This window comes from Bacillus sp. B.PNR1, assembly GCF_030386235.1.
Classification (GTDB): Bacteria; Bacillota; Bacilli; order Bacillales; family Bacillaceae; genus Bacillus; species Bacillus stercoris.
This window is the reverse complement of the sequence record NZ_JANYMN010000007.1, coordinates 1-15,552: the sequence shown is the minus strand read 5'-3', so window position 1 is coordinate 15,552 and position 15,552 is coordinate 1. Positions and strand designations below refer to the sequence as shown.

Here is a 15,552-nt window from a genome sequence, read left to right as displayed (position 1 = left end):
TAAAAAGTTTGACTGACTACGCACATCGCTGTGCGATTTATAAAAAATGAATTAACAGGTACGTTTTGTCTTGTTTAGTTTTCAAAGAACTTTATCCACCGCTCTTTAAGCGACTTTATTATCATAACATTTATCGTCACTACTGTCAACAACTTTTTATTATTTCCTTTTCAAAAAAGCCGTTCGTCATCAGCGACGTATACTAGAATAACACCTTCATTTATCGAAGTCAATACATAATATCAATTAAATAATAAATTGCTTAATTACAACTAACGCAGCTATTCCCGGTATTCCTAAAATCCCGCTGATAGCTGTTGTGGCTAGATTAATCGGCACATGAATGCCAAGACTGCCGCCAAACATATTTACACAAACCAGCAGCAAAGCACCCGCTACAAATTTAACAGCTGTGATGCCAATCCACTTTAAAGGCTTTGCAGCTGAACCTGATAAAAAAAGAAGAATAACCAGTCCCAAAATAATACCAACAATAAAAATAGGCTCCATGAATCTTCTCATCTCCTTCGCTTGTTCTAGTACAAGCTTATGAGAAGATCCAGGAGTTTAGACCACTTACTTCCACCGGCTGATTTTTAAATTTCGCTGCTTCGCTTCCCTTAAGTAAAAAAAATACTTCGCTTCAGCTACTTTCAGTTCGTATAACACTTCAGCAGACGGTTCTAAGCTTTTTTCGACCAGCTTCTTCTGCCTGTTCCACTCTTCCTTTTGCTTAAAAAGCTGCTCGATTAGTTTTTCATCAAACTCTCTTCTCAATGTTTTCTTGCGAAGAAAACCCATGGATCGCTTTTTCCTCCTTACAATTCACGTCTTCCTTCAAGTGCTTTAGAAAGAGTGACCTCATCAGCATATTCCAAATCACCGCCGACGGGCAGTCCGTGGGCAATACGGGAGAGCTTAATACCAGACGGCTTGAGGAGCCTTGATATATACATCGCCGTTGCTTCCCCTTCTATATTAGGGTTTGTCGCGAGAATCACTTCTGTCACTTGATCATCCTGTAATCGTTTTAACAATTCTGGTATTTTAATATCCTCCGGTCCGATGCCGTCCATTGGAGAAATAGCGCCGTGAAGAACGTGATACTGTCCATTGTATTCCTTCATTTTCTCCATAGCGATAACATCCTTTGGGTCTTGCACAACACAGATAACAGATTTATCCCTGCGCGTATCTTCACATATATAGCAAGGGTCCTGATCTGTAATATGCCCGCAAACTGAACAATATGTCAGATTGCGTTTCGCATTTACTAATGCTTTCGCAAAATCTAATACCACATCTTCTTTCATACCTAGAACAAAAAAAGCCAGACGAACCGCTGTTTTCGGTCCGATCCCTGGCAATTTCATAAAGCTATCTATCAGCTTTGATATTGGTTCAGGATATTGCATGTTCTTTTATCCCCCTAGAATAAACCTGGCATGTTCATTCCTTTTGTAAATTGACCCATTGTTTCGTTTGTGATTTCGTCAACTTTTTTCAAAGCTTCATTCGTTGCAGCAAGCACTAAATCTTGAAGCATATCAATATCTTCCGGATCAACGACTTCTTCTTTGATGATAACATCCAGGATTTCTTTTTGGCCGTTTGCTTTTACTGTTACCATACCGCCGCCTGCAGATCCTTCAACAACCTTTTCTGCAAGCTCTTCTTGAGCCTTCGCCATGTCCTTTTGCATTTTTTGCATTTGTTTCATCATTTTTTGCATATTACCCATTCCGCCACGCATAGCATTCACTCTCTTTCATTTTGTTAGTCTTTTATTTCAATTAAATCCGCTCCGACAAGCTTTTTCGCTTCGGCAATAAGCGGGTCTTCTTCAGCCGGTTCATTTGATCCTTCATTTTCCTGCTGATGATCTTCTAAAAATTCTTCTCTTATTTTACCCCATTGTGCTTCTGGAACGCCAATCAAATCCATTCTTTTTCCGAGCATCGATTCTAAAATCTGCTCAAGATTAGTTCGGACTCCGTTGTTATCCTCAGCGACCATTTTACAATGAATTTCATATTTGAATTTCAGGACAAATGCCACGGAGGCGGCAGCCACAGGTTCACTGTCATTCAGCAAAGCGGCATGTGATACTTTGTTTTGCTGTTTGAGATGTGCAAGAAGCTTGCCCCAGCTGTTTCTAAGCAGATCAAGGTCAGGTCTTGTGGCTTCTTTCAAAATTTCATGGATTCTGCCTACTGGCGCTTTGTAATTGGATTTCCCGCCCTTTGGCACACGCGGCGTTTCTTTTTTGGGGCTTTCCGCAGCCGCTTTTATGCCCGTTGTTTTAAGCCGCTCTACTTCCTGTTCAAGTTGCTGAATTTTTTTCATCAGCATGTCCACTTCCGGGAGGTCAGCAACAGATTGATGTGAGGTTTGGCAAATCTTCACCACGGCCACTTCGAAAAAGATGCGCGGATGATTTGTCCATTTCATTTCCTGGTGGCTCTTATTCAGAATATCAATCATTTCATATATGGCCTGAGCCGGAATTTGTTCACTTAGTCCTCGGAACGTTTCATCGACTTTTACTTTTTCAAGCACTCCCTCTAAGCCAGGAGCTGTTTTATACAGCAGCATATCCCTGAAATAGAAAATCATATCTTCTATCAGCTTAGCTGGATCTTTCCCTTGCTGCAGCAATTCATTTAATGTTTCCAGTGCGTCAGAAACATTTTTATCATGCAAGGATTGCGCAAGCTTCCCGATATACAATTGAGAAACAGCACCCGTAATCAAAAGCGCATCCTCGACTTTCAGGACATCGCCGCTGAATGATACGGCCTGATCAAGAAGGCTCAGGGCATCCCTCATCCCTCCGTCCGCAGCACTCGCAATAATATCCAGCGATCCTTCCTCCACTTGCAGCTGTTCGGCATCAACAATTTTATTCATGCGCCCTACAATCGCTTGGGAGGTAATTCGTTTAAAGTCAAAACGCTGACATCTGGAGATAATGGTTAAAGGGATTTTGTGCGGTTCAGTTGTTGCTAGAATGAAAATACAATGTTCCGGCGGCTCTTCTAATGTTTTTAGTAATGCATTAAAGGCGCCGATAGAAAGCATATGCACCTCATCTATGATATATACCTTATACGTGACAGCCGATGGGGCAAACTTCACTTTATCGCGAATATCACGAATCTCATCAACACCGTTATTAGAAGCGGCATCAATTTCTATGACATCGGATATCGACCCGTTTGTTATCCCTTTACAGGCCGCACATTCGTTGCATGGCTCATCAACAGGAGCATGTTCACAGTTAACAGCCTTGGCAAATATTTTGGCTGCACTGGTTTTTCCGGTTCCTCTAGGCCCGGAAAACAGATAGGCGTGAGAAAACTTTTTTTGCAAAAGGGCATTTTGCAGCGTTTTTGTAATGTGTTCTTGTCCGACCACATCTTCAAAGCGCTGAGGCCTGAATACTCGATATAAAGCTTGGTAACTCACGGGTTTGCCCTCCTCCGTTATTCATCATTCCCATTATACATGAACCTTGTTTCGATTCCAAAAGCTCTTTTTACATAACAAAAGACTCACCTAATCTTAGGTGAGTCTAAAAATTTGATGATTGATTTACCGTGCACCTTCTGTCGATTCGCTACCCTAAGCGTTACTTAAGCAGTTAGCTCGGCCCAGGCAACCCTGCGGCACATGAGAGGTTTCACTTAATGCTGCTTCCTTCCGGACCTGACATGGTTCATGAATTCCCATTGCGCAGGACCCAAGCGTCAACACCACTTACTTAAGGCAGGCCTTAAAGTAAACGAACCTCGAGAAGGGATTCGGCCCTGCTAGAGCGGATTGCAGGTACAGGGCACCGCTACCTCCCCGCTTAGCACGGCAAAATAAATATCAAATTTTATGTTGCATCTATTACGATGCACACTTAAGTATATCTGTTTCCCCTAAAAATTGCAACCGTACTATTCAGACAAGTTTTTCCTGGCAGCTTTCTTCTTTTTTCTTAGTTCTCTGAAAAACGCACTGAGCATTCCGCCGCATTCTTCCTCAAGCACACCGCTCACCACTTCAGCCTGATGATTAAAGCGTTCCTCCTGAAGAAGATTCATTAACGTACCTGAACAACCTCCTTTCGGATCGAATGCGCCAAATACCACTTTTTCCACTCGTGAAAGCACAACGGCACCAGCACACATTGGACAAGGCTCGAGCGTCACATAAAGAGTCGCCCCTTCCAGCCGCCATGTTCCCAATGCCTTACACGCTTCATCAATCACGAGCATTTCTGCATGAGCGATCGATCGCTGCTCCGTCTCTCTTAAATTATGTGCACGCGCTATAATTTCATCATTAACGACAAGCACCGCGCCTATTGGCACTTCACCTTTCTCTCCAGCCTTTTTCGCTTCTTTAATTGCTTCTTTCATATAAAGTTCATCTTGTGTCATTAGAATAAGCTCTCTTTTCAAAGTTTTTTCATTGCCTAAAAAGGCTACATATTAACTATAACTGAAACGGAAAGGAGACTGTCGATTGTCCAAAGCAGACACAGCCCTTCTCATTGTAGACATGATCAATAATTTTGAATTCGATATGGGAGAAACCCTCGCTAAAAAAACAGAAAAAATCGTTCCTCATATTTTATCATTAAAGGAGCACGCGAGACAAAATGACTGGCCGATTATTTACATCAACGATCATTATGGACTATGGCAAGCTGATATTAAAAATATTCAGCAAGAATGTACAAATGAAAAAAGCAAGGATATCATCACAAAGATAGCTCCGGAAGATGCTGATTATTTTTTAATCAAACCTAAACATTCCGCTTTTTACGAAACTGCACTTCATACTCTTCTTACTGAATTGCAGGTGAGACAAATCATCATAACAGGTATAGCCGGCAATATATGTGTGCTGTTTACCGCTAATGACGCTTACATGAGGGAATACAGCATCACAATTCCTAAGGACTGCATCGCCTCAAACAGTGACGAGGATAATGAATTCGCCTTAACTATGATGGAGAATGTTCTTTTCGCAGAAATTACGACGGAAAAACAAATTACAGAAAAATAAACATGATCAGCGCTTTTCTTTCATACATTGATAGCGATATGAAAGGAGGCGTTTTTCATTCAAATTTATGTAGTAAAACAAGGCGACACTCTTTCTGCTATCGCTTCACAACACAGAACAACCGTAAGTGAGATCGCAGAAACGAATGAAATACCGAATCCCGACAGCCTTGTTGTCGGACAAACCATCGTCATTCCAATTGCCGGCCATTTCTATGATGTGAAGCGAGGTGATACCCTGACATCCATCGCCCGGCAGTTCAATACAACAGCAGCCGAGCTCGCCAGGGTTAACCGCATCCAATTAAATACCGTGCTTCAGATTGGTTTCCGTTTATACATCCCTCCAGCTCCTAAACGGGATATCGAATCAAATGCTTATTTGGAGCCACGCGGAAATCAAGTCAGCGAAAATCTCCAGCAGGCGGCCAGAGAAGCGTCGCCCTACTTAACGTACTTGGGCGCATTCAGTTTCCAGGCACAGCGTAACGGAACATTAGTCGCACCGCCTTTAACGAATTTAAGGAGCATTACAGAAAGTCAAAATACAACATTGATGATGATTATAACGAACTTAGAAAACCAGGCATTTAGCGATGAGCTCGGACGGATCCTTTTGAACGACGAAACTGTAAAAAGAAGGCTTCTAAATGAAATAGTCGAGAACGCCAGAAGGTATGGCTTCCGTGACATTCATTTCGACTTTGAATATTTGCGGCCCGAGGATAGAGAAGCCTATAATCAATTTCTGCGCGAAGCGAGGGATCTTTTCCATCGAGAAGGCTTAGGAATTTCCACGGCTCTAGCTCCTAAAACAAGTGCAACACAGCAGGGCAGATGGTATGAAGCTCATGATTACAGGGCACATGGCCAAATTGTCGACTTTGTTGTTCTCATGACATATGAATGGGGCTATAGCGGCGGGCCGGCTCAAGCAGTTTCTCCAATTGGCCCTGTCCGGGATGTCATAGAATATGCTTTGACTGAAATGCCAGCGAACAAAATCGTCATGGGCCAGAATTTATATGGATATGACTGGACGCTGCCATATAAAGCAGGGGGAACTCCGGCAAGAGCAGTAAGCCCTCAGCAAGCCATTGTCATAGCTGATCAGAACAATGCTTCCATTCAGTATGACGAAACCGCTCAAGCTCCTTTCTTCCGCTATACTGATGCACAAAACAGAAGGCACGAGGTATGGTTCGAGGATGCCCGCTCAATCCAAGCAAAATTCAATCTGATTAAAGAACTGAATTTAAGAGGCATCAGCTATTGGAAGCTGGGTCTTTCCTTCCCACAAAACTGGCTGCTGCTGTCTGATCAATTTAATGTTGTCAAATTGACGTTTCGATAAATTGGAAACGTCTTTTTTTCATGGGGGCACCCAAGGGTTGTGATACAATATGAAGGTCGGTAACTGACGCACGTTTTTCAGATATAAGGAGGATTCCGATGAATACAGCCCCTTTTATTGCAATAGAAGGTCCTATCGGGGCAGGAAAAACAACCCTCGCAACGATGCTCTCACAAGAGTTCGGATTCCCTATGATCAATGAGATTGTAGAGGATAACCCGTACCTTGATAAGTTTTATGACAATATAGAGGAATGGAGCTTCCAGCTCGAGATGTTTTTTCTTTGTCACAGATACAAACAGCTTGAAGATACCAGTGATCACTTTTTAAAAAAGGGACAGCCTGTGATAGCTGATTATCATATTTATAAAAATGTGATTTTTGCGGAACGCACCCTGTCTCAACATCAGCTGGAAAAGTACAAAAAGATCTATCACCTGCTAACGGATGATCTGCCAAAGCCGAATTTCATCATTTACATAAAGGCCAGTCTGCCTACATTGCTACACCGCATTGAAAAACGCGGGCGTCCCTTTGAGAAAAAAATTGAAACAAGCTATTTGGAGCAGCTGATTTCAGATTATGAAGTCGCCATCAAGAAGCTGCAGGAAGCAGATCCTGACCTTACAGTGTTAACCGTAGATGGTGATTCAAAGGATTTCGTTTTGAATAAGAGCGACTTTGAACGCATTGCCGCCCATGTAAAGGAGCTTATCGTATGAAGGAACATCATATCCCTAAGAATTCAATTATTACAGTAGCAGGAACAGTAGGTGTCGGAAAATCGACTTTAACCAAAACTTTAGCTAAACGGCTTGGATTTAAAACATCTTTGGAGGAAGTCGATCATAATCCATACTTGGAAAAGTTCTATCATGATTTTGAACGTTGGAGCTTTCACCTTCAAATTTATTTCTTAGCTGAACGCTTCAAAGAACAGAAAACGATTTTTGAAGCAGGCGGAGGATTTGTACAGGATCGTTCGATTTATGAAGACACAGGAATTTTCGCAAAAATGCATGCAGATAAAGGGACAATGTCAAAGGTCGATTATAAAACTTACACAAGCCTTTTCGAAGCAATGGTAATGACACCGTATTTCCCGCACCCAGATGTGTTGATCTATTTAGAAGGAGATCTGGAGAATATTTTAAACCGGATTGAACAACGCGGCCGTGAGATGGAGCTTCAGACTAGCCGATCTTATTGGGAAGAAATGCATACACGCTATGAAAACTGGATAAGCGGTTTTAACGCCTGCCCTGTTTTAAAACTTCGCATTGAAGATTATGATCTGCTGAACGACGAAAACTCGATTGAAAATATTGTAGATCAAATTGCTTCCGTTATTCATGATAATCAAAAAAAGTGAATCTCGACTGAGATTCACTTTTTCAGTATAATAAAAAATCCGTCGCACCGAATGCAACGGACAAAACAATCTCCAATATATGCTTGTGTTTCATTAGAATTAAAATCAATATGGCGGAGGAAGAGGGATTCGAACCCCCGCGGGCTTTGACACCCCTGTCGGTTTTCAAGACCGATCCCTTCAGCCGGACTTGGGTATTCCTCCGTATCGACAAGACTTACTATATCATGTATGTTCTCATGTGGTCAAGCATTTTTAAAAACTTTTTTTGTTTTTACGAAAATGTCGTGTTTTTATAAGCAAAAAGGCGCACCTTGTTAGGCACGCCTTTAATTCATTTATGGTTTCATTACTTCTCTATTCCCCATATAAGGACGAAGCACCTTCGGAATCACAACGCTTCCGTCTTCCTGCTGATAATTTTCTAAGATAGCGGCAACTGTTCTTCCAACCGCCAGTCCTGAACCGTTCAGTGTGTGTACATGCTCAGGCTTGCCTTTCGCTTCACGTCTAAAACGAATGTTCGCACGTCTTGCCTGGAACGCTTCGAAGTTACTGCAAGAAGAGATTTCTCGGTATGTGTCTTGGCTCGGAATCCAAACTTCGATATCGTATTTTTTCGCAGCTGTAAAGCCCAAGTCACCCGTACACATGCTCATGACGCGGTATGGAAGCTCAAGCAGCTGAAGAACCCGTTCTGCTTGGTTTGTAAGCTTCTCTAATTCCTCATAGGAATCCTCAGGCTTCACAAACTTCACAAGCTCAACTTTATTAAATTGGTGCTGACGAATTAATCCGCGTGTGTCACGTCCTGCTGAACCTGCTTCAGAACGGAAGCAAGCACTGAATGCCGCGTAATTGATCGGCAGGCTGTCACCTGAAAGGATTTCATCGCGATGCATGTTTGTAATCGGTACCTCTGCAGTCGGAATTAAGAAGTAATCTTCCTCCCTGATTTTAAATGCATCCTCTTCAAATTTAGGAAGCTGCCCCGTTCCCGTCATGCTCGCACGGTTTACCATATATGGCGGGATCACTTCAGTATAGTTATACTCATCCACATGCAGATCAAGCATAAAGTTATAAAGCGCGCGCTCCAAACGAGCACCTAACCCTTTATAGAACACGAAACGGCTTCCTGTTACTTTGGCAGCACGTTCGAAATCCAGAATACCCAGCTCATCCGCAATATCCCAGTGCGGCTTTGGTTCGTAAGCAAATGAAGGTTTTTCACCCCATTTACGCACTTCTATGTTGTCGTCTTCTGTTTCACCGACAGGTACAGACTCATGCGGAATATTCGGGATGGAAAGAAGAATTGTATCAAGCTCAGCTTCCACTGTTCTTAATTCTTCATCAAGTTTTTTAATTTCTTCGCCGACTTCACGCATTTCTTTAATAATGTGGTCCGCGTCTTTTTTCTCACGTTTCAGCACAGCAACCTGCTGAGACACTTCATTCCGTTTTCCTTTTAACTCTTCAACCTTGCCGATAAGCTCTCTTCGTCTGTCATCTAACGCCTCAAACTTATCAAAATCAGTTAAGTCTTCGCCTTTGTGAACAAGCTTCGCTTTAATCTCTTGAAAATTTGCTCTCAGCATTTTCATATCAAGCATGCGAAACACTCCTTTTTATTGATTTGTCGAAAATAAAAAGAGCCCTCATCCCCATAAAGGGACGAGAGCTCTCGCGTTGCCACCCTGATTGAAAACAAATCAATGACTCGTTTTCCACTTTCACACATAACGGTTATCCCGTAAATGCCTACTTGTTTCAGCATTTCGCTCAAGGATGGATTCAGACAGCATCTTTCACCGATTCGCACCAACCATCGGCTCTCTTAGAAAGAGAGGCTCCCTACTAGTTCCTATCAACGCTTTTCGATCTTTATTTGTGCTTATAATGTACTATAAGTTTCCACAGCTTTCAACTGTTTTATACAAGTGCCTTCTGTTTGTGTTCCTCAACCATTTGAACAAACAGCTTTGTCACTCGGTGATCCTCCGTCAGTTCCGGATGGAATGAGCAGCCAAGGAATTGCCCCTGTTTCGCGGCTACAATACGACCATTATGCTCCGATAGAACTTCAACATTTTCACCAGCTTCTAAAATATGCGGCGCACGGATGAACACCCCAGTAAAAGGCTCATCCAAGCCTTTAATTGTTAAATCAGCTTCAAAGCTGTCAACCTGCCGGCCAAATGAATTGCGTTCTACAACCACATTCAAAAGACCTAAATGAGGATTATCTGAACCAGCAATTTCTTTTGCTAATATAATTAATCCGGCACATGTTCCAAACATCGGCTTACCCTGAGCAGCGAATTCACGAAGCGGCTCCATGAATTGATACGTATCGATCAAACGGCGCATCGTCGTGCTCTCACCGCCCGGCAAAATCAACCCGTCAATTTCGTTCAGCTGCTCCGGACGTTTTACGACAAGACCAGCGGCTCCGCATGCTTCAATCGCATGGATGTGCTCTCTAACTGCTCCTTGAAGTCCTAGTACACCTATTGTTAACATGTCAGCAGCACTCCTATATTCTTACCAGCCGCGTTCTTGCATACGCTGTTCTGGAAGTAAGTTTGAGATTTCAATCCCTTTCATTGCAGTACCGAGCTCTTTTGACAGCTCAGCGATCAATTTGTAATCAGTGAAGTGAGTTGTTGCTTCCACAATTGCTTTCGCAAATTTAGCAGGGTTATCTGATTTGAAAATACCAGAACCAACAAATACTCCATCAGCACCAAGCTGCATCATGAGAGCAGCATCAGCTGGAGTTGCTACGCCGCCAGCGGCAAAGTTAACGACAGGAAGTTTGCCGTCTTTTTTAATTTGAAGAAGAAGCTCGTAAGGAGCACCTAAGTTTTTCGCTTCTGTCATGAGTTCATCCTCACTCATCGCAACTACTTTGCGTACTTGAGCGTTAACTTTGCGCATATGGCGAACAGCCTCAACAATATTACCCGTTCCAGGCTCACCTTTAGTACGAAGCATAGAAGCGCCTTCCGCAATACGGCGTGTTGCTTCACCAAGATCGCGGCAGCCACAAACAAAAGGAACTGTGTATTCATTTTTATTTAAATGAAATTCTTCATCAGCCGGAGTCAGAACTTCACTTTCATCAATATAGTCAACACCCATAGCTTCAAGCACACGCGCTTCGACAATATGTCCGATACGCGCTTTTGCCATTACCGGGATAGATACTGCATTCATTACTTCTTCCACGATTGTAGGGTCAGCCATACGGGCAACTCCTCCAGCCGCACGAATATCAGCCGGCACACGTTCTAGCGCCATTACAGCGACAGCTCCAGCTTCTTCAGCAATTTTCGCTTGTTCCGCATTAATGACGTCCATGATGACGCCGCCTTTTTGCATTTCTGCCATTCCGCGTTTTACACGTTCAGTACCTGTTTGAGCCATTTCTTGGTCCCCCTAATCAAGGTATAGTTATATGATTTCTAATCCTTATTGTATCCTAGAAATCCAATATTTCATATGGATATATATTATTTTATTCGGTTTTTGGCGCTTTGAAAATCATTTTTTATTAAAAATTGGGTTTTTTCAGTATATTAAGCGAAAGAGCCCTAACATCCATCAGAGCTCTTTCAATTGATTAAAACCAGCCGGTTACCGTATCAACAATACTTCCCCAAATGCCGGCGAAAAATCCGCCGATACTGCGCATTGTCAGAACAAACCAGTTTGCTTTTTCTACATTTTCTTTTGTCACAAGGTCTACGCCAGCCAGATCGCTGTTAAGGAATCCGTAATCCTTTTCATCACCTGTGTATTCCGCAGTCAGCTTCCCAACCTTGGTTCCTTTTTTCACAGGAGCAGTTAAGTTGTCTTTATTCAATGTGACCTTCGCTTTGTAATTCTTTTCTTCACCATTTTTGACAGGAAGAGAGAACGCCTTGTTTGTCACAATGCCTACTTCTTTCTCTTTACCCTTATCAACTGAAATTGTTTTATGGCCTTTTACTTGATCGCCTTTAGCATAAATTTCTTTCATGGAGAAATTGTCGAAAGCATAATCAAACATTTTTTTTGTTTCATCGAAACGGCCTGTATGAAGGTTGCCCTTTGCGTTTAATACAACAGTGATGACACGCATACCGTTGCGTTCAGCTGTTCCTGTAAAGCATGAACCCGCAGAGTCAGTAGAACCTGTTTTCAGTCCGTCTACAGTCGCTTTTTTATACTCGCTGACAAGCCCCTTCAGCATAAAGTTCCAGTTCGGCATATCCATTTCATCATCGGTGCCTTCTCTGAATTTCGTTTTGGCGATACTGGAAGTCTCCAGAATCTCAGGGTAGTCAGTAATTAAGTGATCCGCAAGAATCGCCATATCCTTTGCAGAAACTTCACTCTCTTCATTTACGCTTGTCCCCTCAGGCTGATGCCCGTGAAGGTCTTTATTCTCAAGACCTGTTGCATTAACAAATTTGTAATCTGTTAAGCCTAGTTCTTTTGCTTTTGCATTCATTTTTTCAACAAACTTAGTTTCAGAACCGGCAACGATTTCTGCAATCGCAATAGCAGCAGCATTTGCAGAATAAATTGCTGTAGCTTGATATAATTCTTTTACTGTGTATTTCCCGTCTTTCCGAAGAGGAACGTTTGATAAGCTGTTATCTTGGGAAATTTCATACACATAGTCATCAGGCGTATAGGTTTGATCCCATTTCACTTTACCTTGATCAATTGCTTCTAATAACAGATATTCTGTCATCATTTTTGTCATACTCGCAATTGGCAGTCTCTTATCTGCATTTTTACTGTACAGAATTTTACCTGAAGAAGCTTCGATCATAATAGCAGCAGATGCATTGATATCAATTGGATCGCTGGCTGCTTTTGCTTTTGACATTGGAGCCAGACACGTGACAGCTAGGGTTAACACAACCAATGACATCAGTAGCTGTTTACATTTCTTGATGTTCAATCGTACGACCTCCGTATTTCATTTTCTTCATCTATAATTAAGCCGTTAAGGACATTTTCAATGCACAACAGTATAAATTTTATCATAATCAGTATAAAAAAAATAGACAGAGTCAGAGACCCTGTCAAATGTTTTTAATTTGTAACAATTTATTATGAAATTGTATAGTTAGGTGATTCTTTTGTAATCTGTACGTCATGCGGATGGCTTTCGCGAAGTCCTGCTCCCGTCATGCGAATGAACTGAGCTTCTTCTCTTAGCGCACGAAGATCTTTAGATCCGCAATATCCCATACCGGAACGAAGGCCTCCAACTAGCTGATAAACAGTTTCTTCAACTGGTCCTTTGTAAGGTGTGCGTCCTTCAATTCCTTCAGGCACAAATTTTTTGTTTTCTTCTTGGAAGTAACGATCTTTACTTCCTTTTTCCATTGCAGCAACTGATCCCATGCCGCGGTATACTTTAAATCTTCTGCCTTGGTAGATTTCAGTTTCGCCTGGGCTTTCCGATGTGCCTGCAAGCAAGCTTCCGAGCATAACAGCATGTCCACCGGCTGCCAACGCTTTAGTGATATCGCCAGAGAATTTAATTCCGCCGTCAGCGATGATTGTTTTGCCGTGTTTTCTTGCTTCAGTCGCACAATCATAAATTGCTGTAATTTGCGGAACACCGACACCAGCTACAACACGTGTAGTACAAATTGAACCAGGTCCGATTCCAACTTTGACAACGTCTGCTCCAGCTTCGATAAGCGCTCTTGTTGCTTCAGCGGTTGCCACGTTACCAGCGATAATATTTAATTCAGGATACGTTTCACGGATTTTTGTGACTGTGTTTAAAACGCCTTGAGAATGTCCGTGAGCTGTATCGATAACAATCACATCAACATTGGCTTCAACAAGCTTCTTGACGCGAGTCATTGTATCACCAGTTACGCCAACTGCCGCACCAACGATCAGACGGCCGTGAATGTCTTTAGATGAGTTCGGGAACTCAATGACTTTTTCAATATCTTTAATTGTGATAAGACCTTTTAATTTGTTCTGGTCATCTACGAGAGGAAGCTTTTCAATTTTATGTTTCTGCAAAATCTTTTCAGCTTCATCCAGAGTAGTTCCTACAGATGCAGTAACAAGCTCTTCTTTTGTCATGACATCACTGATTTTCATTGAGTAGTCAGAAATAAAGCGAAGGTCACGGTTTGTAATAATTCCAACAAGCTTCTGGTCTTCTTCGTTATTTACAATCGGAACACCGGAAATTCTGTATTTCCCCATCAAATGCTCCGCATCAAATACTTGGTGATCAGGAGTTAAAAAGAAGGGATTTGTGATAACGCCGCGCTCAGAACGCTTTACTTTATCAACTTGTTCAGCCTGCTGTTCAATGGACATATTTTTGTGAATGATGCCCAAGCCGCCCTGTCTTGCCATTGCAATTGCCATTGCTGATTCTGTTACAGTGTCCATACCTGCGCTGATGACAGGAATATTTAGCTTTAACGTTTTTGTAAGTTCTACAGATAAATCCACATCACGCGGAAGTACCTCAGATTTTGCTGGCACAAGCAGCACATCGTCGAACGTTAAGCCTTCTTTTGAAAATTTACTTTCCCACATTAGTAAATCCCCCTCTTTTCGGCAAAATATTATATGTAGATTATCAACTAGCCAAGAGCATGTCAAGGAAGCGAGAAAGAGTTGAAATATTTAGATAACGGAAAGGATTAAGAAATACACATGACATATCATGAGTGGAAAGACTTAGCGCTATTTTATTCCGTTGAATCAACCCAGAAATTTCTAGAAAAGGTTTATAACTTAAACGGTATTGACGATGCGAAAAAAAACTCTTTTAAAAACAGTGAAAGGTTTATTTATTTCTTAAAGCATGCCGAATCGTTTTATAAACAAGCTGCATATTCCCCATTAGAAATCAAACCGATCCTTTTATTTTATGGAATGGCACAACTTATCAAAGCATGTCTAATAACACGTGATCCCCATTATCCAAGCCATACATCAGTACTGGCACATGGCGTAACAACAAGAAAACGAAAGAAACAAAATTATTGTTTTAGCGACGATGAAGTGAAAATACAACGGAACGGCCTATGCGTACATTTTATGAAACATTTATTCGGACAATCAGATATAGTAGATGAACGGTATACCATGAAAAAATTGTTAATGGGGATTCCAGAACTAAGCGATATTTTCTACTTTCAGCAGAAAGAACGTTTTATGACAAAAGTTGAGAAGAATAAGAACAAAATATTTGTACCAGAGGAAGTAGTCATCGATTATAAAATGTCTGATTCAAGGTTTGTTGAATATATGTCCCATCATTTTCAATGGTCTTTCGCAAAGAAAAATGAACACGGGCTGCTGTTTGAAATTTCACCGCAAGACAAGGAGCCATGGACGTCGACCAGCTTATTGTTTGACATGGAAAAGAACCAATATTATATCCCTTCTCAAAGGGAGCAATTTCTGAGACTTCCCGAAATGACAATTCATTATTTAATTTTGTACAACGTTGGGATGATTGCAAGGTATGAAACAGAATGGTGGTATGAGTTATTGACACAGCATATAAGTGACGACTACGTGTTAATCCAGCAGTTTTTATTAGTAACAGAAAAGAAATTCCCTAAATACGCTTCACAGTTTCTTCTTCATTCTTAACAAACAAAAAACCCAGCTCATTGAGCTGGGTTTAAACTTGCTTGGCGGCGTCCTACTCTCACAGGGGGAAACCCCCGACTACCATCGGCGCTGAAGAGCTTAACTTCCGTGTTCGGTAT

The 15,552-nt window shown here is 41.8% G+C and carries 16 protein-coding genes, 1 tRNA gene, 1 rRNA gene, 1 other RNA gene and 1 other annotated feature; of the genes, 5 read left to right on the top strand and 14 right to left on the bottom strand.

Translation table 11 applies throughout. The features are described 5' to 3' along the window. Positions 1–246: 246 nt before the first annotated feature. The 7 genes from bofA to tadA all read right to left on the bottom strand — a co-directional run bounded on the left by bofA (position 247) and on the right by tadA (position 4,430). Complete coding sequence (gene bofA, locus NZD81_RS21165; RefSeq protein ID WP_071582188.1) at positions 247–510, bottom strand: sigma-K factor-processing regulator BofA; 264 nt, start codon at positions 508–510, stop codon at positions 247–249. Positions 511–576: 66 nt separating this feature from the next. After that, positions 577–801 (bottom strand): YaaL family protein, encoded by a 225-nt coding sequence (locus NZD81_RS21160; RefSeq protein ID WP_014112283.1) that lies wholly within the window; start codon positions 799–801, stop codon positions 577–579. Between the two features lie 17 nt (positions 802–818). Next, positions 819–1,415, bottom strand: a complete 597-nt coding sequence (recR, locus tag NZD81_RS21155) for a recombination protein RecR (protein ID WP_003225425.1) — start codon at positions 1,413–1,415, stop codon at positions 819–821. A gap of 14 nt (positions 1,416–1,429) precedes the next feature. Further along, positions 1,430–1,753 (bottom strand): YbaB/EbfC family nucleoid-associated protein, encoded by a 324-nt coding sequence (locus NZD81_RS21150; protein ID WP_071582187.1) that lies wholly within the window; start codon positions 1,751–1,753, stop codon positions 1,430–1,432. A gap of 23 nt (positions 1,754–1,776) precedes the next feature. Further along, entirely contained in the window at positions 1,777–3,468 is a 1,692-nt protein-coding gene (gene dnaX, locus NZD81_RS21145; RefSeq protein WP_282373892.1) for a DNA polymerase III subunit gamma/tau, read from the bottom strand. A 129-nt stretch (positions 3,469–3,597) separates the two neighbouring features. Then, an RNA gene (gene ffs / locus NZD81_RS21140) (signal recognition particle sRNA large type) lies at positions 3,598–3,862 on the bottom strand. Positions 3,863–3,944: 82 nt separating this feature from the next. After that, entirely contained in the window at positions 3,945–4,430 is a 486-nt protein-coding gene (gene tadA / locus NZD81_RS21135; RefSeq protein ID WP_014662466.1) for a tRNA adenosine(34) deaminase TadA, read from the bottom strand. A gap of 85 nt (positions 4,431–4,515) precedes the next feature. On the opposite strand from tadA, the gene NZD81_RS21130 reads away from it, so the two are divergent. The 4 genes from NZD81_RS21130 (at position 4,516) to dck (ending at position 7,786) form a co-directional block, all read left to right on the top strand. Further along, positions 4,516–5,061 carry a cysteine hydrolase family protein gene (locus tag NZD81_RS21130; protein ID WP_040081099.1) on the top strand — a complete coding sequence of 182 codons (546 nt, stop codon included), beginning with the start codon at positions 4,516–4,518 and terminating at the stop codon, positions 5,059–5,061. 63 nt (positions 5,062–5,124) lie between these two features. Further along, positions 5,125–6,414 (top strand): glycoside hydrolase family 18 protein, encoded by a 1,290-nt coding sequence (locus NZD81_RS21125; protein ID WP_289861137.1) that lies wholly within the window; start codon positions 5,125–5,127, stop codon positions 6,412–6,414. Positions 6,415–6,512: 98 nt separating this feature from the next. Beyond that, positions 6,513–7,136 carry a deoxyguanosine kinase gene (gene dgk, locus NZD81_RS21120; RefSeq protein ID WP_014662463.1) on the top strand — a complete coding sequence of 208 codons (624 nt, stop codon included), beginning with the start codon at positions 6,513–6,515 and terminating at the stop codon, positions 7,134–7,136. Further along, positions 7,133–7,786 (top strand): deoxyadenosine/deoxycytidine kinase, encoded by a 654-nt coding sequence (gene dck, locus NZD81_RS21115; RefSeq protein ID WP_003226792.1) that lies wholly within the window; start codon positions 7,133–7,135, stop codon positions 7,784–7,786. The genes dgk and dck overlap by 4 nt, the downstream gene beginning before the upstream one ends. 111 nt (positions 7,787–7,897) lie before the next feature. Here dck and NZD81_RS21110 read toward each other — a convergent pair. From NZD81_RS21110 to guaB, 6 genes are all read right to left on the bottom strand, one after another. Continuing rightward, positions 7,898–7,990 (bottom strand) — tRNA-Ser (locus tag NZD81_RS21110). A 134-nt stretch (positions 7,991–8,124) separates the two neighbouring features. Continuing rightward, complete coding sequence (gene serS, locus NZD81_RS21105) at positions 8,125–9,402, bottom strand: serine--tRNA ligase (protein ID WP_282373891.1); 1,278 nt, start codon at positions 9,400–9,402, stop codon at positions 8,125–8,127. Between the two features lie 54 nt (positions 9,403–9,456). Next, positions 9,457–9,669, bottom strand: a binding site (T-box leader). A 52-nt stretch (positions 9,670–9,721) separates the two neighbouring features. Continuing rightward, a complete protein-coding gene (pdxT, locus tag NZD81_RS21100) occupies positions 9,722–10,312 on the bottom strand; it encodes a pyridoxal 5'-phosphate synthase glutaminase subunit PdxT (RefSeq protein ID WP_282373890.1) in 591 nt (196 codons plus the stop codon). A 21-nt stretch (positions 10,313–10,333) separates the two neighbouring features. After that, entirely contained in the window at positions 10,334–11,218 is an 885-nt protein-coding gene (gene pdxS, locus NZD81_RS21095) for a pyridoxal 5'-phosphate synthase lyase subunit PdxS (RefSeq protein ID WP_003247145.1), read from the bottom strand. Positions 11,219–11,414: 196 nt separating this feature from the next. Next, the gene (gene dacA / locus NZD81_RS21090) at positions 11,415–12,746 is read right to left on the bottom strand and encodes a D-alanyl-D-alanine carboxypeptidase (protein WP_040081107.1); all 1,332 of its coding nucleotides are present in this window, start codon (positions 12,744–12,746) and stop codon (positions 11,415–11,417) included. Between the two features lie 152 nt (positions 12,747–12,898). Then, positions 12,899–14,365 carry an IMP dehydrogenase gene (gene guaB, locus NZD81_RS21085; protein WP_003226803.1) on the bottom strand — a complete coding sequence of 489 codons (1,467 nt, stop codon included), beginning with the start codon at positions 14,363–14,365 and terminating at the stop codon, positions 12,899–12,901. Between the two features lie 120 nt (positions 14,366–14,485). On the opposite strand from guaB, the gene NZD81_RS21080 reads away from it, so the two are divergent. Next, positions 14,486–15,433 carry a YaaC family protein gene (locus NZD81_RS21080; RefSeq protein ID WP_282373889.1) on the top strand — a complete coding sequence of 316 codons (948 nt, stop codon included), beginning with the start codon at positions 14,486–14,488 and terminating at the stop codon, positions 15,431–15,433. 39 nt (positions 15,434–15,472) lie between these two features. Here the strand turns inward: NZD81_RS21080 and rrf are convergent. Further along, positions 15,473–15,552, bottom strand: a 5S ribosomal RNA gene (gene rrf / locus NZD81_RS21325); the annotation flags it as partial.